14 protein-coding genes and 2 pseudogenes are annotated in these 26,972 nt (G+C 66.6%); 9 read left to right on the top strand and 7 right to left on the bottom strand.

The annotated features are described in order from the left end of the window. Positions 1 to 14: 14 nt before the first annotated feature. The 5 genes from ACGH7X_RS05120 to sbnA are packed head-to-tail and all read right to left on the bottom strand — an operon-like array spanning position 15 to position 18,228. A complete protein-coding gene (locus tag ACGH7X_RS05120) occupies positions 15 to 755 on the bottom strand; it encodes an aspartate/glutamate racemase family protein (RefSeq protein WP_399882059.1) in 741 nt (246 codons plus the stop codon). Further along, positions 752 to 7,954 carry an amino acid adenylation domain-containing protein gene (locus ACGH7X_RS05115; RefSeq protein WP_399882057.1) on the bottom strand — a complete coding sequence of 2,401 codons (7,203 nt, stop codon included), beginning with the start codon at positions 7,952 to 7,954 and terminating at the stop codon, positions 752 to 754. The genes ACGH7X_RS05120 and ACGH7X_RS05115 overlap by 4 nt, the downstream gene beginning before the upstream one ends. Then, positions 7,951 to 16,221, bottom strand: a complete 8,271-nt coding sequence (locus ACGH7X_RS05110) for an amino acid adenylation domain-containing protein (RefSeq protein ID WP_399882055.1) — start codon at positions 16,219 to 16,221, stop codon at positions 7,951 to 7,953. The genes ACGH7X_RS05115 and ACGH7X_RS05110 overlap by 4 nt, the downstream gene beginning before the upstream one ends. After that, entirely contained in the window at positions 16,212 to 17,222 is a 1,011-nt protein-coding gene (sbnB, locus tag ACGH7X_RS05105; protein ID WP_399882053.1) for a 2,3-diaminopropionate biosynthesis protein SbnB, read from the bottom strand. Before sbnB ends, ACGH7X_RS05110 begins: the two co-directional genes overlap by 10 nt. 1 nt (position 17,223) lies before the next feature. Further along, positions 17,224 to 18,228: a 2,3-diaminopropionate biosynthesis protein SbnA gene (gene sbnA, locus ACGH7X_RS05100; RefSeq protein ID WP_399882051.1), complete on the bottom strand. Its 1,005-nt coding sequence runs from the start codon at positions 18,226 to 18,228 to the stop codon at positions 17,224 to 17,226. 181 nt (positions 18,229 to 18,409) lie between these two features. Here sbnA and ACGH7X_RS05095 point away from each other — a divergent pair. Then, a pseudogene (locus ACGH7X_RS05095) lies at positions 18,410 to 18,837 on the top strand (hypothetical protein); the annotation flags it as partial. A gap of 61 nt (positions 18,838 to 18,898) precedes the next feature. Here ACGH7X_RS05095 and ACGH7X_RS05090 read toward each other — a convergent pair. Both ACGH7X_RS05090 and ACGH7X_RS05085 read right to left on the bottom strand, forming a co-directional pair. Next, on the bottom strand, positions 18,899 to 19,489 hold the full coding sequence (locus ACGH7X_RS05090; protein ID WP_399882049.1) for a transposase: 591 nt from the start codon (positions 19,487 to 19,489) through the stop codon (positions 18,899 to 18,901). Next, on the bottom strand, positions 19,486 to 19,767 hold the full coding sequence (locus ACGH7X_RS05085; protein WP_399882047.1) for a hypothetical protein: 282 nt from the start codon (positions 19,765 to 19,767) through the stop codon (positions 19,486 to 19,488). The genes ACGH7X_RS05090 and ACGH7X_RS05085 overlap by 4 nt, the downstream gene beginning before the upstream one ends. Positions 19,768 to 20,118: 351 nt before the next feature. Between ACGH7X_RS05085 and ACGH7X_RS05080 the strand changes: the two genes are divergently transcribed. The 8 genes and pseudogenes from ACGH7X_RS05080 to ACGH7X_RS05045 form a co-directional block, all read left to right on the top strand. Then, entirely contained in the window at positions 20,119 to 21,114 is a 996-nt protein-coding gene (locus tag ACGH7X_RS05080; protein ID WP_399882045.1) for a class I SAM-dependent methyltransferase, read from the top strand. Between the two features lie 150 nt (positions 21,115 to 21,264). Then, positions 21,265 to 22,029, top strand: coding sequence for a 2-keto-4-pentenoate hydratase (locus ACGH7X_RS05075; protein WP_399882043.1), 765 nt, complete (start codon positions 21,265 to 21,267; stop codon positions 22,027 to 22,029). A 67-nt stretch (positions 22,030 to 22,096) separates the two neighbouring features. Continuing rightward, complete coding sequence (locus tag ACGH7X_RS05070; protein WP_399882041.1) at positions 22,097 to 22,990, top strand: acetylating acetaldehyde dehydrogenase; 894 nt, start codon at positions 22,097 to 22,099, stop codon at positions 22,988 to 22,990. Continuing rightward, the gene (gene dmpG, locus ACGH7X_RS05065) at positions 22,987 to 24,036 is read left to right on the top strand and encodes a 4-hydroxy-2-oxovalerate aldolase (protein ID WP_399882039.1); all 1,050 of its coding nucleotides are present in this window, start codon (positions 22,987 to 22,989) and stop codon (positions 24,034 to 24,036) included. Before ACGH7X_RS05070 ends, dmpG begins: the two co-directional genes overlap by 4 nt. Then, positions 24,033 to 25,151: a histidinol-phosphate transaminase gene (locus ACGH7X_RS05060; protein WP_399882037.1), complete on the top strand. Its 1,119-nt coding sequence runs from the start codon at positions 24,033 to 24,035 to the stop codon at positions 25,149 to 25,151. Before dmpG ends, ACGH7X_RS05060 begins: the two co-directional genes overlap by 4 nt. Further along, positions 25,136 to 26,146 (top strand): beta-ketoacyl-ACP synthase III, encoded by a 1,011-nt coding sequence (locus ACGH7X_RS05055; RefSeq protein ID WP_399882035.1) that lies wholly within the window; start codon positions 25,136 to 25,138, stop codon positions 26,144 to 26,146. The genes ACGH7X_RS05060 and ACGH7X_RS05055 overlap by 16 nt, the downstream gene beginning before the upstream one ends. 29 nt (positions 26,147 to 26,175) lie before the next feature. Continuing rightward, positions 26,176 to 26,433, top strand: coding sequence for an acyl carrier protein (locus tag ACGH7X_RS05050; protein ID WP_399882033.1), 258 nt, complete (start codon positions 26,176 to 26,178; stop codon positions 26,431 to 26,433). A gap of 187 nt (positions 26,434 to 26,620) precedes the next feature. Further along, a pseudogene (locus ACGH7X_RS05045) lies at positions 26,621 to 26,964 on the top strand (transposase); the annotation flags it as partial. Between the last annotated feature and the right edge of the window lie 8 nt (positions 26,965 to 26,972).

Here is a 26,972-nt window from a genome sequence, read left to right as displayed (position 1 = left end):
ATCTAAGCATACGTTTAGAAACTTTTCCTTACTAGGATGGGAAGTGAGGTTGAGGCCGCCTCGTCGCCTTGCGGCGCCGCCGTCCTGCGCAGTACCGCTTCGGCCAGCACGTCCGTGGTGTCCACGGTCGGAAGGCGCAGAGAACCGCCTGGATTGATCAGAGGCAACTCGGTGCAGCCGAGCACGACGGAGTCCGCACCGTAGTGTGGCGCTTTCTCATTGATCCACAGGGCTAACTTCCGTCGACCGGCTTCGGGATCGGCTCCGCGCTTGACCGCCTCGATGAATCCGTTCACCTCGTGTTGTTCCGAGACGGACGGATATCGTGCGCGGATGCCGTTCTTCAGGTACGGCTCGAACAGGCCTAGTCCGACTGTCGATTCCGTGGCCAGGACGAGCGGGTTCCGGTATTTTCGCTCGCCTAGTCTTCGCCCTGTCTCCTCGAGCAGGTTGAAGACGGGAACACCCCCCGCCGCTGCGATCTCCCCCCGATAGGCGTGTGTCGTTGCGGAGGGAATCACGATGCTTTCCGCGCCGGCCGCAACCAGCCGACGGGCCACCTTCATGAGAACGGGCAGCGGACTGGGCCCCGTTCCGGACAAGTGGGCGATCCGGCTCGGCACCCGCTCCGCGACGAGGATGACGGCGGGATATTCTTCGTCCCGATCGGCCCCACTCAACTGCAACAGCCTCTGATAGAAGTGCGCGGCCGCAAGCGGGCCCACCCCACCCACCACTCCGATGGCGCCGGTCACGTGAGTTCCTCCAGAAGACGCTTGGCCAGGACTTGTACATGCGGTGCTTCCATGACGTTGTGGTGGTTGCCCGGCACGGTGACCGTGCGCACCTCTCCCTTGGTTCGCAGAGCCCAACTGCGTGGTCGCACCTGCGGGTTCGGCAGAGTGGGATGCAGGTCGGCGGTGCGGAACAGATAGATGTCGGTTTCGATCCGGCGCGTGGTCCGGTATGCGTCCGCGATTCTGCCGTTGGCGGTGAAGACGTCCACCATGCGCCGGATGGCGCGCGCGTCGGCGTGCCGTGCGACGCGGTGCTCGGACAGCAGCAGATGGCTCAGTCGCTCCTTCGCCTCCTCCGGGCCCCCCTCACCGCGCAGCTCGGCGGTGTCGATGCCGTGCAGAATGCTGACCCTGTCCAACTCGTCGACCTCCGCGTACCAGCCGTCGATGCCGTCCTCGCCGAATGCCCGCGCGTCGATGACTCCGAGAAATGCCACCCGCTCACCCGCCGCCTCGAGCAACGCGGTCATTTCATGGGCCACATTCCCGCCGAAGGACCAGCCCGCCAGTAGATAGGGGCCGTGCGGCTGGACCTCGGTGATCACCTCGACATAGCGGCGAGCCATCTCGGGGATGCCGGTGAGCGGGGCGGCGTCGCTGTTGTAACCCACCGCTTCGATGCCGTACACACGCCGGGCACAGCCGAGTTCCTGCGCCAGCCTGACGTACGACGACACTCCGCCGGACTGGGGGTGGATCAGGAAGAGAGGGGGGGAGGAGGCGGGACTGTGGTTCATCTCGAAGAGCAGACGCTCGGCCTGCCCTCCGCCGCTGGCCAGTTCCTCCGCCAGCTGTTCCACGGTTCGCGCGATGAAGACCGTGCTGAGCGGCACGTCGATACCTGTCTGGGCATGGACTCGCTGGATCATGTCGACGGCTTTCAGGGAATGTCCACCGATGTGAAAGAAGTCGTCCCGCACACCGATCGGGCTTCGGTCCAGCAACTCCTCCCAGATACAGGTAAGTTGCAGTTCCAGGCGGTCCCGCGGTGGCACGTGCTCGCCTACTGGTTCGCGTGGCGGCTCGGGCAACGCCGCGTGGTCAACCTTGCCGTGCGGCGTCCTGGGTAATGCATCGAGCATCACGTACCGCGACGGCTGTAGTTGCGGAGGGAGCGTTGTGCCGAGCCGGCTGCGCAGTGCCTTGACATCCACCGATCCGCCGTTCGTTTCCACGTAGGCGACCAGTTCCGCCTCGTTGCCAGAAGTCCTGACAACGACCGCCGCCCCCCTCACGCCGGGCTCGGCGCACAGCGCGGCTTCCACCTCGCCTGGCTCCACCCGGACGCCGCGAATCTTGACCTGCCTGTCGGTTCTGCCGTGGAACACCAGCTGACCCTGGGCGTTCCATCTCGCCAGGTCGCCGGTACGAAACATGAGGCTGCCTGCAGGCCCATGAGGGTTGGCCACGAAGCGTTCGGAGGTCAACGACGGGGATCGGTGATACCCCCGTGCCAGTCCCGCCCCTGTCAGGTAGACCTCACCGACTGCTCCTGCCGGCAGTGGCTGGAGCCACGAGTCCAGGACCAGGCAGGCCATCCCCGGGATCGGTCTGCCGATCGGCAGTGGTCCGGCAACCGGGTCCTCTGCGGCGATGCGATGCCAGGTGGACGTCATGGTGCACTCGGTCGGGCCGTACTGGTTCACGACGACGACGTCGGAACCCAGTGTCCGGGCACGACGGACCTGATCGGAGGTCAGCGCCTCACCACTGGTCAGCACGAGCCGTACATCCAGGTCCTCTGCCTCGTCATCCGGGTTGACCGCACTCAGTGAGGTCAACAAGGAGGGCACGACTGACAGCAGCACGTTCACGCCCCGGCGCCTCATCTCCTTGCGGATCGACCGGGGATCTCGGGCACCGGACTCCTCGGACACCACGACGTGGGCGCCGCAGACCAGCGGCCCGATGATGTCCCGGACGGACGCGTCGAAGGACAGGGCCGCCAGTTGCATGATCGTGTCCCCGGGACCGAGACCGTGGGATGTGCGCAGGTATTCGAGGTAGTTGACCACTCCCCGGTGGGCTGACACCACTCCCTTGGGGGACCCAGTGGATCCGGAGGTGTAGGTGATGTAGGCCGCGTCATCCGGCCGGTGGGTCGTATGTATAGGGGAGTCCGGGTAGTCGCCCAGTTCCTCTTCCCCGATGTCGAGCAGCAGGGTGCTGCGAAATGTGGGGAGGCTGGGCGTTGCGGCATGGCGCCTGTCGGTGAGCAAGACCTCCGCCGCGCTCTCGCGCAGCACGAGGGCGTTGCGGCCGACGGGCGCGCCGCTGTCCAACGGAACGCATGGGGCTCCGGAGGCAAGGACGGCCAACAGCGCCACGACCGTGTCCACGGAACGATCCGCGAGCAGGCCCACGGGGCGTCGCGGCCGCGCGCCGTGGTCGAGCAGCCACCTGACCAGGCGATTGACCTTGGAGTCGAGCTGCGCGTAGGTGAGGCTTCGGGAGCCGCAGGTGACGGCTGTCGCCTCCGGCGTCCTGAGCGCCTGGGCCCGGACCAGGTCGTACGTCCGACGCTCGTCCGCTGCAGTCGCGGGGGTCAGACGCGCCACGTCGTGCACGTCGGGTGCGGGCAGCCGCGCCACCTGGCACCAGGGATCGGCGACCGTCGCCCTGAGGGAGCCGAGGAAGAGACGGACCAGGTGCTCCGCCGACTCGTGCCGGTAGAGGTCCTCGGCATAGGTGACCGTTCCTGTCATGCCGTGACCGGACTCCACGACCACCACGCTCAGGTCGAACTTCGCGGACTCCTCCGGCACGGGGAAGGGCTCGGCCCGCACACCGGGCAGATCCAGGTCCGTGAGCTCGTCGGTGCCATGGGCGAACATGATCTGGAAGAGCGGATGCCGACTCAGCTCCCGGTCGGGTCGCAGTTGCTCCACAAGCCGCTCGAAGGACACGTTCTGGTGCGCTTCCGCCTCGACGACTTCCTGCCGTACCTGGCTCAGCAGATCCACGAACCTCAGCCCGTCCGTGACCTGGCCCCGCAGCACCACGGTGTCGACGAAGGGGCCGATGACGTTCTCCAGTTCGGGGTACAGCCGACCCTGGCCGGCCATGGGGGAGCCGAGCACGATGTCCGGGCGCCCGGAGAGCCGCGAGACCACTGTCATGAAGGCGGCCATGAGCGTGACGTACACCGTGGTGCCCTGCCGTTTGGACACCTCCCGCACCTGTGCCGCGACATCGTCGGGGATGGTGAACTCGAGGGTCCGGCCCCGGCCCGTGAACTCCGCCGGTCGGGGGAGATCGGTGGGAAGTTCGGTCGGCGAGGTGCTGTGCAGCCGTTCCTTCCAGAAGGCGAGATCGTCCTCCGCCGCCACGTCGCGGCTCACTTCCCAGTGGGCGAAGTCGCCGAATTGCCGGGTGAGTCGGGGCGGTTCGGTGCCACTGTGCCCGAGCCGGGCACGGTAGAACCCGCTGAGGTCACGGAGCAGGACAGGCAGGGACGAACCGTCGATGACGCTGTGGTGCAACGCGAGTGCCAGGACGTGCTCCTGCGGACGAAGCCGCAGGAGCCGTGCGCGCAGAAGTGGTCCTTCGGTGAGATCGAAAGGCTGGCGGGCCAACTCGGCCGCCCAGGAGGCCGAATCCGTCACCGGGTCCTCGGAGCTGGTGAGGTCCACGGTGGCCAGCCAGGGGTTGGCCGACTCGTCCACGATCTGCTGAAGAGCGCCGTCTGTGTGCACGAAGCGGGTACGCAGTATGTCGTGCCTGGCCACGACGTCCTCCAGCGCCGCACGCAGCGCCCCTTCTTCTAGGCACCCGTGGAGTCTCAGCACCGGAGCGACGTTGTACGCGCATCCGCCCGACCGAAGCTGCTCGAGGAACCACATGCGTCGCTGCGTGTACGACGCGGGAGCTGGGGCTCCGCCCTGCCGGGGCGGGATGACCGCGGCGCGTTCGGCGTTCTCGAGGGCTGCCGCGAACTCGGCGACCGTGGGCGCTTCGAACAGCGAGCGCACCGTGATCTCCAGGTCGAGCTCGGCGCGCAGGCGCGCCACACTCTGAGCGGCACGCCGGGAGTCCCCGCCGAGGGTGAAGAAGTTGTCGTTGACGTCGACCCGCTCCAGCCCGAGCACTTCCGCCCATACCGCCGCGATGCGCCCTTCGCCGGTCCCGGGTTTCCCGTCCGTGCTCGCAGCCACCGGCGCGGGCCGCTGGGTGAGTGCGGATCGGTCGATCTTGCCGTTCGCGGTGAGCGGCAGGCGGTCCAGCGACACCCACCCTGTGGGGACCATGTAGGCGGGAAGGCTCTGGGAGACGTGGTCGCGGAGCGCCTGTTGGCCAGGATCGATCCCGTTGCGCGGAACCGTATAGCCCACCAGGCGCCGACCGGTGCCCGAACCGTGGGTGCGCACCGCTGCCTGAGCCACGTTGGGATGCGTGCGCAGGCAGCTCTCGATCTCCCCGAGCTCGATCCGGTGACCACCGACCTTCACCTGCTCGTCGTTGCGTCCGACGAACTCGAGCCGGTCGTCCATGAGCCGGCGTACGAGGTCTCCGGTGCGGTACATGCGTGTGCCGGGCTCGCCAAAAGGATCGGGCACGAAGCGCGCGGCCGTCAGCGCCGCCTGGCCCAGGTAACCGTGGGCGACACCGGAACCTGCAAGGTACAGTTCGCCGGTCGCACCGACCGGAACCGACCGCATCCTGCCATCCAGGACGTAGGCACTGGTGCGGTTGAGGGGTTTGCCGATGGAGACCGGGGCCGTAGACCCGGCCATGGACGCAGCAGTGTGATCGGTGATCTCTTCCGCGGTCGACCAGATGCTTGTCTCGGTCGGTCCGTAGACGTTCCACAGCACGCTCACCCGGCGCCGGAGGCTGACGGCCAGCGGCTCGGGCAGCGCTTCTCCTCCGCACAGGACCCGCACGTCGGCGCCGGGCCAGCCGGTCTCGATGAGGACCGACCACCCTGTGGGAGTGGCCTGCAGTACGGTGATCCCGGCCGAGTCGACGACGTCCGTGAGCAGTTGCCCGTCCTGAGCGACCTCGCGCGCCAGAACGTGCACCGTGCTTCCGGCAGTGAGCGGGACCAGCAACTCCAGCACGGAGATGTCGAAGGACACGGTGGTGAGCGCGCCGACGACGTCGTGGGGGCCCAGGCTCAGCCGTTCCTTCATGTCCTGGGCGAAGTTGACGACACCTCGGTGGGGCACCATGACTCCCTTGGGGTGCCCTGTCGAGCCCGAGGTGTAGATCACGTAGGCCAGCTGTTCCGGCGTGCCTGTCGCCGGGGTGTCGGATACGGCCTTGGCGATGACTGCGGCGTCGCGGTCGAGGTCGACGACGCCGACATGGGCCGGCACGGGGGTCTCGCCCAGGAGGGCGCCCCTGCTGACGAGCTGGCGGATGGCGCAGTTTGACAGCAGGGAGTTCACCCGCTGTCGCGGGAACGACGGATCGATGGGAACGTACGCGCCCCCTGCTCGCATGACGGCCAGCAGGGAGACCACCAGGTCGGCGGAGCGCTCCAGGTGCACGCCGACAAGGTCGCCGGTGCGCAGACCGCGTTGCCGCAGCCGGGCGGCCAGCCGTGCCGAGCGATCCGCCAGTTCCCGGTAGGACAGCGTCCGGTTGCCGCAGCGGACCGCCGGGGCATCCGGGGTCGCTTCGGCCTGGTCCAGGATGAGGTGGTGCAGACACTCTCCCACGGGCGCAAGCTGATTCCGCTCACCACCCTGCGACAGTGCCGCGTACTCTTGCTGGGGCCCGAGCATGTCCAGCTCGGACAGCCGACAGCTCGGTCCGGAAGTGACGCTGAGCAACAGGCGCTGATAGTGCTCGACCAGGTGCTCCACCATTTCGCGGTTGAACAGGTCGGTGGCGAAGATCGCCTGCCCGGACAGGCCGTCTGCCTGTTCGGACAGGGCGAAGGTGAGGTCGAATTTGGAGGAGTGGATGTCGGGTGCCACTGAGGTGACCGTGGCGTTGGGGAACTGGTAGTCCTGTTGCCCGACGTTCAGCTGGAACATGACCTGGAAGAGCGGGTTCTGGCTGAGGTTGCGCTCCGGGCGCAGGTCCTCTACCAGCTTCTCGAAGGGCACGTCTTGGTGGGAGTACGCAGCGACCACGGTCTTACGTGTTCGCTCGACGAGCTCTTCGAACGTGGGGTCTCCCGACACGTCGGTGCGCAGCACCAGGGTGTTTGCCAGGAGTCCGATCAAGGATTCCAACTCAGCGTGGGTCCGCCCGGCGACCGGGGTGCCCACCGTGATGTCTTCATGTCCCGCGTGACGGGCCAGGAGTGCCTGGAAGGCGGCGAGTAGGGTGACGAACAGGGTGGCTCCCCGGCTGCGACCGATCTCGGTCAGTTCGCTGGTGGTGGTGGCGGGGACGGTGAAGGAGACGGCGTCACCGTGTCCGGACCAGCGACGGGGACGGCGACGGTCGGTGGGGAGGTGCAGGGGCCTCAGGTTCTCCAGCTGTTCGCGCCAGTAACTCATCTGACGTTCCATGCCGTCGCCCACCAGTTGCTCTCGCTGCCAGTGCGCGAAGTCGCTGTACTGCGGGGCGGTCTCAGCGAAGGCGGGCAGTTCGCCCAGGCGGAGGGCTTCGTACACCTGGGCGATCTCGGCCCACAGCAGCGGCAGCGACCAGCCGTCCGCGGCGATGTGGTGGATGCCGAGCACCAGGAGGTGTTCCTGTGCGGACAGCCGGATCGAATCTATGCGGATCATTGGGGCCCTGCTCAGGTCGAACGGTTCCTGAGCGGCGGCTCGGACGGCGTCCTTGGCCCGCTCTTCGCGTTCGGCGGCCGGCACCGTGCTGAGGTCGGTCATCCTCAGTGGCGCCTCGGTCATCTCACTCACCACCGGCACCGGAAGCCCATCGCGCTCGACGAACACGGTACGGAGTACCTGGTGGCGCTCGACCACCTTGGTCACGGAACGCTGGAACAGCCCCGCGTCGAAAAATCCGTCAATCCGCAAGATCACGGGGATGACGTACAGGGAACGATCGTCCAGCAGACGGTCCAGCAGCCACAGGCGTTCCTGGGCCGATGAGGCGACCAGCTCGCCCTGGGCCCGGGGGCGGCGGGGCACCGTGTCTGAGGCTCCGTCACGCGACTGCACCCGGGCGGCGCGGATGCGCTCGGTCAAACGGGCACGTTGCTCGTCGGAGGCCCTGTCTGCGCCCGCGGTCATGCTGGTTCTCCCTTCGGGTCGCTTGATCGGTACGGCTGGGGCTCGGGCGGCGAGGTGTCCTGGTCGGGTTGTGCGACACCGGGCCCGGTCAAGTCCTCCAGCAGAGCAGCCTCTACGGCTTCCGCCAGACCGCGGACGGTGGGGTGTTCGAAGAGCAGGCCCACGGGGAATTCGAAGTCCAAGGCCCTGCGCAGGCGTGAGGTGACGCGCATGGCGAGCAAGGAATGGCCGCCCAGGGCGAAGAAGTCCTCGAACACGCCGAGACGCCGGGGTATGCCGAGCACTGCCGACCAGATGTCCGCGATCAGGTGCTCGGACTCGCTGCTCGGCGGAGTGCTGTCTGCGGGCAGCCCACTGTCGCTCGGGTCGGGCAGGGCCTTCCTGTCCACCTTGCCGCTGACTGTCATGGGAATGTCGTCGAGGAGGGTGAAGGAGCCGGGGGTCATGGCCGACGGCAGGCGTTCGGAGGCGAACTCCCACAGTTCCCGGGCGGACGGTGGCTGATCGGTTTCGGCCGTCACCACGTATGCCGCCAGACGCTGGTCGTCCGGGGAAGGGGCCCACTTCACCACCAGCGCACGGGACACCAGTGGGTGCAGCCGGAGCGTCTGCTCGATCTCTTGCGGCTCGATCCGAATGCCGCGGATCTTCATCTGATGGTCGTTGCGCCCCAGGAACAGGAGCGTGCCGTCAGGGCGGCGCAGGCCTTGGTCGCCGGTGCGGTAAAGGCGTTCTCCCGGGGCGAACGGGCTGGCGACAAATGCCTCGGCGGTCTTCCGCGGGTCGTCCCAGTAGCACCGGGCCAAACCTCGGCCGGCGAGGTAGAGCTCCCCCGGTGCGCCCACGGGTGCCGGTTCCAGCCGGTCGTCCAACACGTAGACCTGATGGTTGTCGATCGGCAGCCCGACGGGAATCTCGGGCCGGCCGACGTCCTCGGCGGTGCAGGCGTGGTGGGTGGAGTCGATGGAGACCTCCGTAACCCCCCACTGGTTGTGCAGGGTGCAACCTGAGTTCCTCATGCGTTCGTAGAACAGCGCGACGAGATCGGGGGCAAGCGCCTCCCCGCTGGATATCACGTGCCGCAGAGATCCCATTGCGTCAGCCGCGTGGGGTGGCAGGTCCTCCAGGAAGAGGGCGAGGATGCTTGGGACGAACTGCACCACGACGACCTGGTGTTCGATGATCGCCCGCGCAATTGCGTGGGGGTCGCGGTGAAGTCCGGGTTCGAGCAGTGCGACAGTGCCGCCGACCATCAGCGGCCAGAAGATCTCCACTGCGGAGTCGTCGAAGCTGAGCACGGTCTTATGCAGCACCGACTCCCCAGGTTTCAGCTGGTGCTGTCGCTGCATCCATCGCATTCGGCTGACCCAGCCGGCGTGCGTGCTGGCGACTCCCTTGGGAGTACCGGTGGAGCCGGACGTGTAGTAGAGGGACACCAGGTGCCCCGGCAAAACCGGAGCACGGGGCGGTGTCTGTGGGTAGGTCATGACGGCACCGATGTCGAGGGGCACCGGAGTGGCCGGGCACGTGCCAGGAAGCCGATCGCCATGGGCGGCCGTGATCATGCAGACCGGCGCTCCGGCATCCACAAGGATCTGGGCGGCGCGTGCGCTGGGCACATCGGGATCCAGCGGGAGGTAGGCACCGCCGGCCTTGAGCACGGCGAGAAGTCCCACTACAAGTTCGACCGAACGGTCTGCCCACATGCCCACTGGCACGTCCGGGCCCACCCCGTGGTCGCGCAGCCGGTGAGCAAGCTGGTTGGCCAGGCCGTCCAGCTCAGCATACGTCAGGGAACGCGGACCGTCGGTCACCGCAGTGACCCCGGGTGTACGCCGCGCCTGCTCCTCGAACAGGTGATGTAAGCAGGAGCCGTCCGTCTCCTCCTGGACGGCGGTGTCGTTCCAGCGGTGGAGCTGTTCGTGCCGTTCCTCGGCGCTGAGTAGCTGGAGCCCTGAGACGGCGGCGTCCGGCTCGGCCACGGCGTGGCCAAGCAGTCGTACGAAGGAGTCTGCGAAACGCTGAACGGTGGCCCGTTCGAAGAGATCGCAGCTGTACTCGATCTGACCAGACACGCCGGTCGGTCCGCCGTCCTCACCACGAGCCTCGGCGAACTCGAAAGCCAGGTCGAACTTGGCGTACGCACGCTCGGCGGAAGCCTCGGTGACCTGCAGCTCCGGCAGCTCCAGTCGGGCGTCCTCGGTGTTGTGCAGGATCAGCATGATCTGGAACAGCGGATGCCGCGCGAGCGAGCGTGACGGGTTTAGTTCTTCCACCAGACGTTCGAAGGGGAGCTCCTGGTGGTCGTACGCCGCCAGGTCGACCGATCGAACGCGGCTCAGCAGTTCCAGGAAGCTGGGGTCGCCGGACACATCCGTGCGCAGCACGACAGTGTTGACGAAGAACCCGACGAGGTCGTCGAGAGCATCGTCCGTGCGCCCCGCGACGGCCGATCCCAGGGGGATGTCCGTGCCTGCGCCCAGCCGGTGCAGTAGGGCGGCCAGCGCCGCCTGCAGCAGCATGAATACCGTGGTGTTCGATGCGCGGGCCAGGTCGTGGAGACCGCGGTGAAGTTCCTCGGTGAGGCGGAAGTGCACCACGCCGCCGGTGTACCCCGCCAGGGCGGGACGCGGGCGGTCCAGCGGGAGGTTGAGCTCCTCGGGGATGCCCTCGAGCGCCGTCGTCCAGTACGCCCGCTGAAGGGACAGCAGACTCTCCGGATCGGCTCCCGAACCCAGCAGCTCGCGCTGCCACAAGGCGAAGTCGGCGTACTGCACCGGGAGGCTGGACCACTGCGGAGGCCGGCCGGACCGGCGGGCTTCGTAGGCGGTACACAGATCCCGGTACAGAGGGCCCCGGGACCACCCGTCGCCCGCGATGTGATGGATGACGAGAACCAGAGTGTGTGTAGCTGCGTCGCTGGAAAGCAGGTGGGCCCGGACGGGGATGTCGACGGTCAGGTCGAATCCCTGATCGATCAGCTCGGCCACCGTTGCTTCCACGGCGCCCACAGCGACGGTGGTGACCGTCAGTAGGCTCGCCGGCGGCGGGAGTACGACCTGATGCGGTTCGCCGTCACGTTCGGGAAATACCGTGCGCAGACTCTCGTGCCGACCGACGACGTCCCCCCAAGCTTGCCGCAGCACCTCGATGTCCAGCAGCCCCGAAAGGTGCCAGACGAAGGGCGCGTTGTAGGCTGCCCGCTGCGCCTCCAGCCTGTTCAAGAACCACAGACGCTGCTGCGCAAAGGACAGCGGGAGCATCTCGGGACGCGATCGCGGTTCCAACGCCGGCCGTGCCTGCCGTCCTTGGTGCAGGGTCTGGCCCAGACCGGCGACCGTGGGGGTGGCGAACAAGGTCTGCACGCCGATCTCCGCTTGGAACGACGATCGGATGCGGCTGGTCAGCCTGGTGGCCAGGAGCGAATGTCCGCCCAGATCGAAGAAGCTGTCATCGATGCTCACCTGATCCACGCCGAGAACCTCGGCGAACAGGAGACAGAGATCCCTTTCCAGGGCGGTGCGCGGCAGCCGTCCCGAAGAGCGCGGCGAGAGGTCGGGAGTCGGCAGCGCCTTGTGGTTCACCTTTCCGTTTGCGGTCAGCGGCAGCTCATCCAGGTGGACCACCATGGCGGGAACCATGTAGTCGGGGAGAGTGAGACGGGCGTGGTCACATAGCGCTGTTTCGTCACGCCGTTCCGCCGCGGGCACGACGTAGGCCACAAGACGCTCGTCACCCGGCTGGAACTCGTGCGCGATCACGGTCACGTGCTCCACATCCGGGTGATCCGCCAGCACCATTTCGATTTCACCCAGTTCGACACGGAAGCCGCGTATCTTCACCTGGTTGTCGATGCGTCCTAGAAACACCAGTTCGCCGTCCGCACGCCAACGTCCGAGGTCCCCCGTTCGGTACATACGTGACCCCGGGGGGCCGAACGGGTTCGAGGGGAATCGGTGCGCGGTGAGTGCTGGACGGCCCAGGTATCCGCGGGCGAGGCCGCTGCCCCCAAGGTAGATCTCACCCGTCAAGCCAGGCGGAACCGGCCGTAGTTGCGCATCGAGCACGTAGACCTGTTGGTTGACCATCGGTCGGCCCACACTGGGATAGGGTTCCCCGGCCATGGGCCCACTCACGGTGCTGGCCATCGTGACCTCGGTCGCGCCGTACACATGCAGCAGGCGCCTGCCGCTCGCCCACTTCTTGATCACCTCGGGGGGACAGGTGTCCCCGGCGATCGTCATCGTCAGGGGTGCAGGGAATTGTTCCTCCGGCAGGGAGGGGAGAAGCGCCGGAGGCAGGACCAGGTGCGTGGCACCGGACTGGATCACCAGTTCCGCCAGCTTATGGCCGTCCGCGCCGTCCGGAGGGACGAGGACCAGCTGGGCGCCCGTCAGCAGAGCGGTGAACATGTCCCACACTGAGACGTCGAAACTGGGAGAGGCGAACTGCAGGACTGCGGAGTCCTCACCCGCGAGGTCGAAAAACCGGTGCCATGTGGCCAGGAGGCTCGACATACCCGTGTGCGGAACGACCACGCCCTTGGGCCGGCCCGTGGAACCCGACGTGTAGATCACATAGGCGGGGTGGGAAACCAGCAGGGGCGAACCGCGCTCGGAATCTGTGACGTTGACGCCGGACTTGGAACGGCTCGACGCCATGAAGTCTGGCGTGTCGAACACGAGAGCGGGCAGCCCGGCGGGCACGGTCCCCATCAAGTCGGTCAGCGTGATCGCGCATTTGGGTCCAGCGTCCGCGAACATGAAGGTCAGCCGGTCGGCTGGGTATCCGGGGTCCACGGGAACGTACGCTGCACCCGCTTTCAGCACCGCGAGAACCGACGTCACGAGCTCCACCGAACGGGGCAGCACCAGTGCGACCGTGTCCTCCGGGCGCACACCATGGTCAATCAGGACCCTGGCCAGACGGTTGGCACGGGCGTTGACCTCCGCATAGGTCAGGGTCGTGTCCTGGGACACCAGCGCTACCGCGGCGGCGTGTTTCGCGACGCTTTGCTCGAAGAGCTCCGGCAACGTGTGCGACGGTACGGGTACCGCCGTGTCGTTCCACCGGCTCAGCATCGCGCGCCGCTCGTCGAGTGCAAGCAGGTCGAGTCCCGAGACGCGCTCGTCCGGAGCCTCCACGGCGTGACCGAGGAGCTGCAGGAAGTACTGGGCGAATCCCTCGACCGTGGCGTCGTCGAACAGATCGCGGCTGTACTCGATGACGGCACTCAGACCAACCGCTTGTCCGCCGGACTCCAGGTGCTCGGTGAACTCGAAGGTGAGGTCGAACGCACCGCGCGCAGGGTCCGGCGGTGTCTCGCTGACGGCCAGGCCCGGCAGTCTCAGTTCGCCTCCGTCGAGGTTCTGCAGGACGAGCATGACCTGGAAGAGCGGGTGCCGGGAGAGAGAACGCTCCGGACGCACGTACTCAACCAGTTGTTCGAACGGCAGGTCCTGGTTCGCGTACGCCTCGAGATCCACTCCACGCACGCGGGCCAGCAGTTCGCGGAAGGTGGGGTCCTGGGAGACATCCGTGCGTAGGACCAGAGTGTTCACGAAGAAGCCGACAAGGTCGTCGAGGGCCTCGTCCGCGCGCCCGGCAACCGCGGTACCGATCGGGATGTCCGTTCCGGCGCCCAGTCGGTGAAGCAATGCCGCCAGGGCCGAATGCAGCACCATGAACACTGTCGTTCCGGAGGACTGGGCGAGCCGCACCATCTTCTGATGGAGCTCGGCGCCCGCGCGAAGATGTACGACACCTCCGTTGCGGCTCGGCACCGAGGGGCGAGGGCGATCCACCGGGAGAGTCAGCTCCGTTGGGACGCCGGTCAAGGTCTTTGCCCAGTACTCCAGCTGACGGGACAACATGCTGGACGGATCCGCAGGTGATCCCAACAGGTCACGTTGCCACAGGGTGTAGTCGGCGTACTGCGCCGGCAATTCGGACCACGCCGGAGCTCGGCCTATGCGACGGGCCGCATAGGCCGAGCTCAGATCCCTGAACAGCGGGCCACGAGACCATTCGTCAGTGGCGATGTGGTGCAGGAGGAGAACCAGCACATGCTGGTTCGGCTCGACTCCGAAGAGTCTGACGGCGACCGGCGGCTCGGACTCCAGATCGAAGCCCCGTTCCACGAACGCGCGGATCTTCTCCTCCAGTCGACCGGGGGCGACGGCCTCGAAAGTCAGCTCGCCGATCGCCTGAGCCGGGTCGAGCACGATCTGGCAGGGTGCCCCATCCACCTCGGGAAATACGGTGCGCAGGCTTTCGTGGCGTCGGACCACGTCTTCCAGCGCAGCTCTCAGCGCCGTTACGTCGAGTTCCCCTGTCAGCCGGAGAACGAACGGGATGCTGTAGGAGAGCTGGAGGGTCTCGATGGTGTTCGCGAACCAGAGTCGCTGCTGGGCGAAGGACAGCGGCAGGACGGCGGGACGCTCTCTTCTCTCCAGTGGCGGGCGTGCCCTGTCAGCTGCGTCCATGACCCGGGTCAGCTCCACCACCGTCCGTGCTGAGAAGAGCGCTCGCGGACTGAGTTCCACCTTCAGTGCGACACGGATGCGACTAATCAACCGCACCACCAGCAAGGAGTTGCCACCGAGTTCGAAGAAGTCGTCATCGATACTCACCCGCCCGGTTCCCAGGACCTGGGCGACCAGACTGCACAGCAGCTCTTCGCGGCCGTCGCGCGGCGAACGCCCCGTCGAGCCCAGAGTAAGTGGACCAGGAACAGGGAGCGTGCTGCGGCTGATCTTTCCGTTCGCTGTCAGTGGCATGTCGGCGAGCAGCAAGCAGGCCGAGGGGACCATATATTCCGGCAGGTCGGCCGCGAGGAAGGCCCGAAGGTCACTGGGCTGGAGGTCATGGCCTGGCCGGGCCACGGCATAGGCGACGAGCCTGGGTTCGCCGACCGTGTCCTCCCTGAGCGCCACGGCTGCCTGGGCAACGCCGGAATGACGGGCCAACGCCGCCTCGATCTCACCTAGCTCCACCCGGAAGCCCCGTACCTTGACCTGGTCGTCCACTCGCCCCATGTACTCGAGCAGGCCGTCCGCGGTGATCCGCACGGAGTCGCCCGTGCGGTACATACGTGTTCCGGCAGGGCCGAAGGGGTTCGCCACGAATCGTTCCGCGGTGAGTCCGGGCCGGCCAAGATAGCCGCGAGCGAGTGCCTTACCGGCGACGTAGAGCTCTCCGGCCTCGCCCGGCGCGATGGGGGACAGCGAAGAGTCGAGGACATGGACCTGGACGTAGCGGAACGCAGTTCCTATCGGAATCCGGCCCTCGGGGGTGGCAGCTCCCGGAGGGAGCACGTACTCCAGGCAGTTGACCGTGGCCTCAGTCGGACCGTAGGCGTTGACGATCGTGACGTCCGGGTGATCAGCGCGCCATGCGTCGATGATGCTGCCTGTCAGCGGCTCACCGCCGAGAATGAGTCTGCGGGAGGGTGCGGTCTCCTCGGACAGGGTGGTCAGGTAGACGAACTGGCTGGGCGTCGCCTTGAGGAAAGTCGGTCGCCGAGTGTGTGAGGAGGGGTCTTGCGTGTCCATGAGGTGCACACAGCCACCGCTGACCAGGGGCGTGAACAGTGCTGTAAGGGTCAGATCGAACGTCAGAGGCGAGGGCACGAGTGACTGTTCCGCGTCGTCTCCGTACTCGTCGCGTGCGCGTGCCGCATAGCAGGCCAGTGAGGAGTGCTCGATCATGACGCCCTTCGGGCGGCCGGTAGATCCGGAGGTATAGATGGCGTAGGCGGTATTCCGGAGGGACAGCGGCGAGCACCGTTCCGCGTCAGTGACATCGGCCGGGGCGAACCGGCCGACATCCTCGACTGTGCGCGGAGCGTCCAGCAGCAGATGCGCGGCGTCCGACAACGGCAGACTGGGGGCCACCGAACTGATGCTCACGACGAGCGTGGGTGCGGCATCCGTCAGCACGAACCGCAGACGCTCGGCCGGATGTTCGGGATCCACCGGTACGTAGGCGCCGCCCGCCTTGAGCACGGCGAGCATCGTGATCACATAGTCGGCGGAGCGCGGCAGGGCGATTGCCACCATCCGCTCCGGCCCGATACCGAGAGCCATCATCTGTCGTGCCAGCTGGTTCGCTCGGGCGTTGAGGCGCGCGTAGGAGAGTTCCTCGCCGGCCGCGCAGATGGCGATGCCGTTCGGGGATCGCTGCGCCTGTTTCTCGAACATCCGGTGCAGGAAGGCATCATTCGTCATACCCAGCCACTCACCCTTCTGCTTGCTGGTCAGGGCCACCTCGTCAAGTCCCCAAAGAAGTCGGCTAACTCGGTCGACAGACCTCGTTCAACGGCGGCGCGGTAGACGTTCAGTCCGACCGCGAGGTCGAGCACACCCAGGCCGAAGGGTGAGAAGATCTTGGGCTTGTCCTCACCCACCTCGATCTTGCGTGTCATGAGCTCCGGCAGGGAGCCGTCGATGAAGTCCCGGTGCCCAAGAAGCTGCTCGGCCAAATGAGGGGAGGTGTTTGCCTTGAGGCAGTGATCGACGTCGTCCAGGACGTTGTGCGAGGCGGCCACTATCTCGGGGCCGATGTCGCGTAGCGAGATATTGAGAACAACCTGCCCGTTCGAGAAGGCGCCGGGCTGCGTGATGTGCGGGGTCCCGGCGGTGGTCGTCAGGACCACCACGTCGGAGCCGGATATCGCGGACTCCAGCGAACTCCTCGTATCCGAGTGGTACGGGGTCGAGGAGTTTACATAGCGTGCGAGAGACTCCATGTACTGTGCTTTTCGATCATGTATGAGAAATTTATCCACGGACCACTCGCGAGCCTCGAAGAAGTCCACTACGGTGCGGGCTATTACCCCAGCTCCTATCACGGAGACAGTCCTGGCGCTCCGGCTTCCTGTCAGTTCTTCGGCGCCAAGCACCGCTGAGGCGGCGGTGCGCGCCGCGCTGATGCGCGATGCCTCCAGGAAGGCGAAGGGATAGCCGGTTTCATAGTCGTTCAGGATAAGGGTGGCTGAGGCCCTGGGGATGTTTCGCTCGATGTTGGACGGGAAGCTGCTCACCCATTTTATGCCTGCTGCCCCGTAGTCCCCGCCGAGGAATGCGGGGAGGGCGATGATGCGGGTACCGGGTTTCTGCGGAAAATTGAGAAAATAGCTGTCCGGGTTCACTGAAGCTCCGCCGGCGTGCAGGAGGTAGGCTTCCTTGACCCAGTCCACCAATTGGTTTCGTGAGCTGGATATCACAGCCTCGACATTGCGGCCGTTGATGATGTGGAATGGCGGCATGTCAGACCCTTCCGTCGCGGATCACTTCTGCGTCGGGCAGACTTACCCCAGTAGCGACATCTGCCCCGTAATTTTGCAGCACCCAGCCTTCGTCATAGACGGTTCGGGCATACCTGTCCCCCATGTCGGGGGAGACGGCGACCAGCGTCGCATCGGGCGGGAAGTCCCGCTCGCGTTGAAGCATCGCCGCGACCACGGCACCGGTGGACGCGCCGACGAAGATTCCCCGGTCGATGGCCAGGTGGCGGCAGGCTCGGATAGCGTCCGCCTCTTTCACCCGGATCACCTCGTCCGGCTGGTTCTCGTCGAGGTCGCGCAGTCGTGGACGTCGGCTGGTGCCCAGGCCGGGGAGGTGCCGCCGGCCCGGCGGAAAGCCGAAGGTGACCGAACCGTGGGCATCGACCGCGATGACTCGCGTGTGCGGTGAATGTTTCCGGAACCGGTCAAGGCACCCCATGAGCGTCCCGGTCGTCCCGGTGCCGACAAACAGGTAATCGACCGAATCGAATTCACGCAAAATCTCCTGTGCCGTTCGGTCTGCGTGTACTCTCGGCCCTGCGGTGTTCGCGTACTGATTTGTCCAGACGAGCTCCGGGTCTGCTTTAAGGTGTTCCTCGATGCAGCGGATTCGGGTGCCCAGGTAGCCGCCGCGCTCATCGCGCTCATCAACCTGGATGACATAGGCGCCGGCCGCTCTCATGAGAATGAGGTTATGTTCGGATGCTAGGGGGTCGGTCACGCAGGTGAACCTGTACCCTTTGGCCGCGCATATCATACTCAGAGAGACGCCAAGATTGCCCGAGGATGACTCTATGAGACGGGATCCGGGTTTCAGATAGCCGCCGGATTCCAGGTCGGCGATCAGGCCTAGAGCGGTCTTCAGCTTTATGGATCCGGCCGGATTCAAACCCTCCAGTTTTAGATATGCATTCCCTTCGAGGAACAGCCCGTCGAGCGACAGAAAAACATCACCCGTGATCACTTCATAGGCGTGTCTGTATATCACAGAACCACTTCCTGTCCCCCTCCGGCGTACTCGCGGAGCTTCCAGCGTCACGTACGGTGCCGTTGGTGGCACCCTCGACCATGGACACAGGTGGTGTCGGGGCATCCCCAGACCGGTATCGCGTGAGTATCAGGTCCCGAAGATAGTCCGATTCAATTGCGTACGACACAAAATAGGCCAGGACGACAGAGGCCTCTCGTCCCGACGACCCCTGAGAGTCTGGCTCAACCCAGAGCACGGACGAATCCTGCTCCGGCTCGGCTTCGAGCTGTGCTGGGCCACCACATGGATGGACGACGCCAACCGGCGGATCGCACCAGCCCTGGGCGTTCCAAAACTCCCTTCGTGGACTTCGGCGACGCCCTACTCCGAGAACGCCCTGATGGAGTCCACTGCAAGACTGGGCCGCTGGTGGACTACGCAGGCGGCCGTCCTTTCGCCTGGGTGGACGACGAGCAGAGCGAACTGGATCAGACCTACGTGACCGCCCACCACCAAGGTGCCGGGCTCCTGCACCACGTCAACCCGCGGATCGGCCTACGGGACAACGACTTCCACGCGCTCGCCGACTTCACCCGATCCCTGGACACCTCACGAACCACCGGCTGAGCACCTCGCCAGCTCTTCCGGCTGCTCCACACCCGGACCCAAGATCTTTGCGGGACAGCCCTTACTGATCTTTTCGTAGATTGCGTGGGTCTGGTGGGTGGATGGTCAGGCCTGTGTGGGCGAGGAAGGACCATGGCAATTGTGGGTTGTGGTCAATGCGGTGGATGCCTTGCTCAGTGGCGTCGGCGACATCGGCAAGGTGGTCGCCGGCGAGGTTGGCGAGTTCACGTTTCTTGAGCGAGGACCACAGCAGTTCCACCGGGTTCAGCTCAGGAGCGTAAGCCGGTAATCGTTCGAGGGTGAGCCAGTCCTGTTCGGCGACCCAGGCCCGCATCGCCCGGCTCCAGTGGGCGGACAGTCCATCCCAGACCAGCACCACCCGCTCACCGCGGTAGAACACCTTGACCTGCTCCAGTACCTCGATCAGGGAGGCGGTGTCGTAGCTGCCGGGCTTGAGATGGAAACACAGACGGGGATCGCGGTCGGGATCACTGGCGTGGTAGCCCAGGGCCGCAGCCATCGACGCGCGTTTCCAGTGCAGCCGGTGCCGCAGGAGCGGAGTGCGGCCGCGGGGTGGGTAAGTGCGACGGACCTGAGGCAGCAGAGAGATGCCTGATTCGTCGAGGAACACGATCCAGGCACGTTTCTTCACCGCCCCCCTTTGATGCGCGGCCACTCATGCGCAACCCAACGGGCGATCTCCGACTCGTACCGCTCCACCACCACGCCGACCCGCTCCAAGGTCCACCGATCGGCCTCGAAGCCATGCGTTTGGGCGCCCTGCTCCAACGCACTCTCCGCGTGCACCCCCACCATCAGCGCGACGTCGGGGTTCGAGAGACCCTGCCCGAACAACTCGACCGCACGAACACGCCGAGCCTCCGCCAACTGCGGCCGCGACAAAGGAGGAACATGCGCACCGGACACCATGGACGAAGGCTGATACGACACGACACCGGCCTCCCACCCACCAACCCAGCCCACCCACAGAAAACAACGAAAAGATCAGTAGATGAGCAGCCACTCTCGTGGGGCCCCGTACGGGGCGTACGAGGTCGCACGGAAACGGCTCGGGGACTCAGTACTCAAGTGATACCGGCCTGAGGGTGAGCCGACACCGCGTGCTTCCATGATCGAGGGTGTCGGCAACGATGTGTCCGACGCCGGAGGGTGTGCACCCTGCCGGCTCCAAGAGGCCGCGCTTTTGGTGACGCCTGGAACTCGTTCTGTCGAGGTAGCGATGTCGCTGGCCGCTGCCGGCACCAGCGCGGAAGGGAAAACATGAGTCGCCAGTTTTCGCTGGAGAAGGCCGCTGATGTCGCTGCGGTCGCCGCTTTGCTTCAGATCGGTGTCGAACTCGGCGTCGACCGGGTGCTGGACTCCGGTGACACGTTCGATGTCGCCGATTTGGCCAAGGCAACGGACGTACCGGTGCGGGGCATCGAGGAGTACGTCGCGGCCCTGGTGGCCGCGGGCCTCGTAGTCGAAACGGATGTCCCGGGGCAGTACCGGGTTGCGGAGGACTTCGCGGCGAGCAAGTACCAGGCGGGTTACGTCTCGTGGGCCATGAACGCCAACCAGCCGTTCCTGGATAACGTCCGAGCCTTCCTCACCGACCGGGAAGCCGCCGCACGTGTTCACCGGCGCGATGGCCGTCGTGTCGCAGTCAGTTCCCGCTGGATGGCCGAACGGGCCGTCTATCCCGGCATCATTGACCAGGTGAACGCTGCCGGTGCCCAGCGCGTGACGGATCTCGGAGCTGGCACGGGGGGACTCCTCATTCAGCTGCTGCTCGACGACCCAGCTCGCGAGGGCGTCGCGCTCGACGTCAGTCCGGCAGCGTGCGCCGCGGCGCGGGAGGCTGCCGACCGGGGCGGCGTGTCCGATCGTCTGGAGGTCGCCGAGCGGTCCATCGAGTCCCTGGTCGAGGATGCCGCCCCCGTGGAGGGTGCCGAGGCCATTCTGGCGAGCTTCGCCATGCACGATGTTCTGCAGGACGAGGCTCTGTGTCATGCGGTCCTGCGCCGGTGTCACCAGGCGCTTCCGTCGAACGGCTTCATGGTCGTCGCGGATGCGGTGTCGTACGCGCAGAGCCGAGGGGAACGCCAATTCAGTGCGTTATTCACCTACGTTCATGCCAACTTCATGGACATTCGCCTGCCCAGTGAGCACAAGTGGCAGGAAACCTTCCGAGCAGCGGGATTCACTACAGTGAAATCCCTGTCGCAAGTCTTGCCCGGCAGCCGCCTCTTCGTTGCGACGAAGCGGGAGGGCTGATCCGAACTGCGGCAGGTGCAGGTGTAGGCGCGCAATGCGCTGAGGTCCGACATCACCGTGAAAGGAGGGCGGGCCAGCCCGACGGCATCCTTCGGCCGGCCCACTGCTATGACATCGCCAACCACGCAGTCCCTGTACCGGCAACTCGCCATGGAGCTCTGGACGTCCGCCCGCGACCGCCGGGCGGTTCGGTCGATCTCCACCCGCCACCCGCACTTCACCCTGGCCGATGCCTATGGGGTCCAGCGCGAGATTCGCGCGCTGGACCTCGCGGACGGAGAGGTACTGGTAGGGCACAAGATCGGCGCCACCAGTGAGGCCATCCAGAGGATGTTCGGCATCGACCACCCTGATTTCGGCTATCTGGCGGACCGCATGCTGCTGTCGAACGGTGCCTGCCTGAGCCCCGACCGATTCATCGCTCCGAAGGTCGAGGGTGAACTCGCCTTTCGTATGGGCGCAGACATCTCCGGCTCTTCCGTTACGGCCGGCGACGTCCTCGATGCCACGTCTGTGGTGCTTCCCGCACTCGAAGTCCTCGACAGCCGGTTCGCGAACTGGGAGATCGAACTCGTGGACACGGTCGCCGACAATGCGTCCTGTGCCCTGGCTGTGCTCGGTCCAGGCGTCCCTCCCGGGGACCTCGACCTGGCGGCTGAACAGATGGTGTTCGAGGCAGGCAACAGTGTGCAGACCGCCCGCGGTACGGCGGTGATGGGCCATCCGGCGCAGTCCGTGGCCTGCCTCGTGCGGATCCTTGATTCTTTCGGTGAGGGGATCCGCGCGGGCGACATCGTTCTCGCCGGCTCCTGGGCCGCCGCCGTCGACCTGGTCCCCGGTATGGCGGTCAAGGCCGCGTTCGGTTCGCTGGGCTCGGTCTCGCTCACCGTCGACGGCGCGGCGCTCACCCGCTGAGACCGCGCCGGATCTCCCCCGGGAGCGCCCTTAGGCAACCTCGTCCCCATGGGAAGGCTGTACAGGCATGAATGGAAACGGGCGATTGTCCGCGGCGGTGATCGGAGCTGGTCTGATCGGCGCCGATCTCGCGACCAAGATCACACGCTCGGAGTGTCTGGATCTGGGCCTGGTCGTGGGCCGTGACGCGAGCACCCCGGGCCTGCGTCGCCTGGCCAAGGCCGGCCTGCCTGTCGCCGCCGACGGCATCCTGACCCTGGTCGAGCGCGACGTGCCGTTCGACATCGTCTTCGACGCGACCACGGCGTCCACCCACGCCGAGCACGACCGGCTGCTGTCCCCGCTGTCCTCGCTGGTCGTCGACCTCACGCCGAGCCAGGTCGGCCGGATGATCATTCCGACCGTCAACGGCTTGGAGGCGCTGTCGCACCGGAACGTCAACATGGTCAGCTGTGGTGGGCAGGCGGGCATCCCCCTACTGCACGCCGTCGCCGCCCGCCACAGCATCGATTACGCGGAGGTCGTGACCACCGCCGCAAGCGCGAGCATTGGCCGCTCCACCCGGCTGAACCTCGACGAGTACATCGAGACGACACAGGACGCGGTGCGCGAGTTCAGCACCATCCGCGACGTCAAGGTAATGGTCAACCTCAGCCCGGCCAAGCCGCCGGTCAAATTCCGTGTCGCCCTCACCCTGCTCGGCGCGGACCTCACCGCGGAGTCGGTGCGTGCCGCGGTCGAGCCGGTCGTGGAGCGGATGCGGGTCTTCGTCGCCGGCTACGACGTCGTGACCTGCTCGGTCACCGACGGCAAGGCGTTCATCGCTGTGGAGGTGGCCGCCTCCGCCCACCGCATCCCCCGGTACGCGGGGAACCTCGACATCATCAACTCCGCCGCGCTGCGCGTCGCCGAGCAGTACGCGGCAGTCCGCCTGTCTACCGTCGGCGCGGAAATGTCATGAGCGATGTCACGAACAACGATGTCACGAGCAAGGTCCTCATCCACGACCCAACCCTGCGCGACGGCCACCACGCCGTCCGCCACCAGCTGAGCGCCGATCAGCTGCGCGCGTACGCGGCCGCCGCGAACGCAGCCCGCGTCCCGGTGGTCGAGGTCGGTCACGGGAACGGTCTGGGTGCGTCCTCGCTCCAGGTCGGGCGAGCCCGCCTCGGCGACGAGGAGATGCTGACCGTCGTACGGGAGGCGCTGCCGGAGAGCAAGCTGGGCGTGTTCATGCTCCCCGGCTGGGGCTCAGCCAAGGATCTGGACCGGGCGCTGTCCCTCGGGGTGGACGTGGTGCGGATCGGCACTCACTGCACCGAGAGCGACCTCGCCGAACGCCATCTGGGTCATCTGCGCGAACGCGGCGCCGACGCCCACGGCGTGCTGCTCATGAGCCACATGGCAGGGCCCGGGGAACTCGCCGAGCACTGTGCGAGCCTCGTCGGGTACGGGGCCACGGGCGTCGGTATCCTCGACTCGTCCGGGCACTTCCTGCCCGCCGACGTCACGGCGCGGATCACCGCGATCACGCAGGCCGTGGATGTGCCGGTGATGTTCCACGGGCACAACAACCTCGGTATGGCGGTGGCGAATTCGGTCGCTGCCGTCGAGGCCGGCGCCACCATCGTGGACGCCTGCGCACGCGGGTTCGGAGCCGGCGCCGGCAACACCCAGCTCGAGGTGGTGGTACCCGTGCTGGAGCGCATGGGCTACTCGACGGGCATCGACCTCTACAAGCTTCTTGATGCCGCCGACCTTGCCGGCCGGGAGCTGATGCCCGTACCGCCGACCATCGATTCCGTCGGCGTGGTCAGCGGTCTGTCCGGGGTGTTCTCCGGGTTCAAGGCCCGGGTGCTAGACGTCTCGGCGCGGGAGGGCGTCGACCCGCGGGACGTCTTCTTCGAGTTGGGCCGGCGCCAAGCTGTGGCCGGACAGGAGGACCTGATCGTGGACGTGGCCTTTGCTCTGCGGCAGGCCGCGCAACAACTAGGAGCACGCCCGTGACCGTGCCCAGATTCCGCCCCATTCTGGATTCGCTCCCGGGCTACCGGGCTACCGAGGGCGTCTACGACAAGGAACCCGCCCGGCCACTGTCCGCCAACGAGTCGCCCGACGATCCCCTGCCTGGTGTGATCGAGGCGATCGGCGCGGCCGGCGCGCTCGCCCACCGTTATCCCGATCCTCAGTGCACCGACCTCACCCGGGCGATCGCCCGGCGCCACGGCGTGGGGCCGGAGACCGTCCTGGTCGGCGCGGGATCGGTGGCGTTGCTCCAGGCGTTGGTCGTGGCGGTGGCCGAGCCCAGTGCCGAAATCGTCTTCCCGTGGCTTTCGTTCGAGCTGTATCCACCACTCGCCCAGCTCGCCGGTTTACGGCCCGTTGCGGTGCCGCTGGACCGGTACCACAACGATCTGCGGGCGATGGCGGACCGCGTCACCGACGACACCGGCCTGGTCGTGGTCTGCAACCCGAACAACCCCACCGGCACCGTGGTCGGGAAGCGCGACCTACGCGCGTTCCTCGACCGCGTGCCACCGACCTGTCCGGTTGTCCTGGACGAGGCCTACTACGAGTACGTCCGGACCCCGGACACCTGCAGCGGCCTCAGCCTGCTCCGCACGTACCCCAACCTGGTCGTCACCCGGACGTTCTCCAAGGCGTACGGGCTCGCCGCGCTGCGCGTCGGCTATCTGATCGGCTCGCAGGACATCGTCGACACGCTCGCCAAGGTCCGTCTCGCCTATTCGGTCAGCGCCGTGGCCCAGGTGGCGGGCCTCGCCGCCCTCGATCTGGAGGACCAGCTGCGCGAACGAGTGGACGCCACCGTGGCCGAACGCACCCGCATCCGCGAGGCGCTCCTGGCGGGCGGCCTCAAGGTCCCCGACAACCACAGCAACTTCGTCTGGCTCCCGCTCGGCGAGGACGCGGCTGGCTTCGGCGGCCATTGCACGGACGCGGGCATCGCCGTGCGGACGTACGACGGCGAGGGCGTCCGGGTGTCGGTCGGTTCCCCCGAGGACAACGACGCCTTCCTCGCCTGTGCGGCGGCGTGGAGTCCCGCGTCGAACCTCTCCGGTCACCGAGCGGGTGTGAGGAGTACGGCATGCATTCCGCAGTGATAGGTCTCGGTTCCTTCCTTCCCCCGCGCCGGGTCACCAACGAAGAACTCTCCGCCTTGCTCGACACCAGCCCCGAGTGGATCGAGAGCCGCACCGGCATCCGCACCCGGCACTGGGCCACACCCGGCACCGCCACCGGCGACCTCGCCGCCGAAGCGGGCGCCCGCGCTGTCAAGTCCGGCGGTCTCTCCCCCGACGACATCGACCTGCTGATTCTCGCCACCACGACCCCCGACCACCCCTGCCCGGCCACCGCCCCCGATGTCGCCTCCCGCCTCGGGCTCGGTCCAGTCGCCGCGTACGACATCTCCGCCGTGTGTTCCGGGTTCCTGTACGCCCTGGCCACCGCCCACGCACACATCGTGGCCGGACAGGCCACGAACGTCCTCGTGGTGGGGGCCGAGACGTACTCGACCATCCTCAACCCCCAGGACCGCACCACGCGCGTCATCTTCGGCGACGGCGCGGGGGCGCTCGTCCTCACGGCCCGTCAGGACGCCCGTGCCAGCCGTCCCGGCACCCTGCTGGCCACCGACCTAGGCTCTGACGGCGGTCAGAAGGACCTCATCCGCATCCCTGCCGGCGGCTCGCGCCGACCCACGACTGCGGAAGACCCCCCCGAGGCCGACCGCTACTTCCAGATGGAGGGCCGGGCCGTCTTCCGGCAGGCCGTCCTGCGGATGAGCGAGTCCGCTCGCCGGGTCCTCGCCCGTACTGGCTGGATCACCGCCGACGTCGACCACCTCGTAGGCCACCAGGCGAACGTCCGTATCCTCACCGCCCTCGCCGATCACCTCGACATCCCCGCCAAGCGGGCCGTCATCAACGTCGACCGAGTCGGCAACACCTCCGCGGCCTCTATCCCCCTCGCGCTCGCCCACGCCGCCGAACAGGGCCGATTCGCACCGGGCGACCGTGTCCTCCTGGCCGCCTTCGGCGGCGGCCTCACGTGGGCCTCTGTTGCTCTCACCTGGCCCGACATCACGCCCCTCTGAACCGGTACACCCTAAGGAGTACGCCCACCATGAGCTTGACCACCAGTCAGCTGGAGCAGCAGATCCTCGATCACCTGGTCGCGCACTTCGAGGCCCCCTCCGACGCGACCGTCGAGACCAGCTTCGAGGTTCTCGAGTTCGATTCCCTGGCTATCGTCGAACTGAGCCTCGCCCTCACAAAGATGTACTCGGTGGAACTCGACGACGCGGAGGTCAAGAAGGCCGGAAGCGCCTCCGGTCTAGCCGCTCTCCTGCTCAACAAGGGCGTCACCAGGGTGGCCGGGTAACGGATCGTCCGTCGGCTCTGTCCGGCGCGACAGGGTGGCCGGGCTCCTTGATGGGTCCCGGCCATCCGCACCAAAGCGATTCGACATATCAGGATCTATTCCACCTGCAAGTGGATCAACCTCACTATCGTCCTGCACACCGACAGTTAGACCGTGTCCTATGCGGTGAGGCGTCGTTGAGCTCGGCATGGGACGGGGAACGTGGAGTTGGACTGTTCGGGGCGGGTTGAGATCGCGAAGCCGTTGACCCCGCCGTCAAAGGTGCGGCCGCAGGGCGGGGGAATGCAGGACACGCCTGATGAGACGCTATTCGCCGCGATCATCTACGTGCTGGTCAGCGGCCGCGCCTGGCGTGCTCTGCCGCCGTGCTTCGGTATATCGAAGTCGACCGCCCACCGCCGGTTCCTCATCTGGTCCAGAGCCGGTGTCCGGGGCCGGCTGCACGGGGCCGTGTTGCACCAACTCGACGAGGCTGGCCTCATCGACGTCAACCGCGTCGTCCTCGACACCGCCCACGGCCGGGCCAAAGAGTGCCCCGA

It is taken from the genome of Streptomyces sp. BBFR51, from assembly GCF_044591655.1.
Taxonomy (GTDB): Bacteria; Actinomycetota; Actinomycetes; order Streptomycetales; family Streptomycetaceae; genus Streptomyces.
The sequence above is the reverse complement of the archived record's forward strand: the minus strand, read 5'-3'. Positions and strand labels throughout refer to the sequence as shown.

What these genes read in the sequence shown, in the direction of transcription:
- ACGH7X_RS05055 (WP_399882035.1), top strand. Translation starts at nt 25,136, where the DNA reads ATGCATTCCGCAGTGATAGGTCTCGGTTCCTTCCTTCCCCCGCGCCGG.
- ACGH7X_RS05070 (WP_399882041.1), top strand. Translation starts at nt 22,097, where the DNA reads ATGAATGGAAACGGGCGATTGTCCGCGGCGGTGATCGGAGCTGGTCTG.
- sbnB (WP_399882053.1), bottom strand. Translation starts at nt 17,222, where the DNA reads ATGCCGCCATTCCACATCATCAACGGCCGCAATGTCGAGGCTGTGATA.
- dmpG (WP_399882039.1), top strand. Translation starts at nt 22,987, where the DNA reads ATGAGCGATGTCACGAACAACGATGTCACGAGCAAGGTCCTCATCCAC.
- ACGH7X_RS05075 (WP_399882043.1), top strand. Translation starts at nt 21,265, where the DNA reads ATGGAGCTCTGGACGTCCGCCCGCGACCGCCGGGCGGTTCGGTCGATC.
- ACGH7X_RS05080 (WP_399882045.1), top strand. Translation starts at nt 20,119, where the DNA reads ATGAGTCGCCAGTTTTCGCTGGAGAAGGCCGCTGATGTCGCTGCGGTC.
- ACGH7X_RS05085 (WP_399882047.1), bottom strand. Translation starts at nt 19,767, where the DNA reads ATGGTGTCCGGTGCGCATGTTCCTCCTTTGTCGCGGCCGCAGTTGGCG.
- ACGH7X_RS05115 (WP_399882057.1), bottom strand. Translation starts at nt 7,954, where the DNA reads ATGACCGCGGGCGCAGACAGGGCCTCCGACGAGCAACGTGCCCGTTTG.
- ACGH7X_RS05050 (WP_399882033.1), top strand. Translation starts at nt 26,176, where the DNA reads ATGAGCTTGACCACCAGTCAGCTGGAGCAGCAGATCCTCGATCACCTG.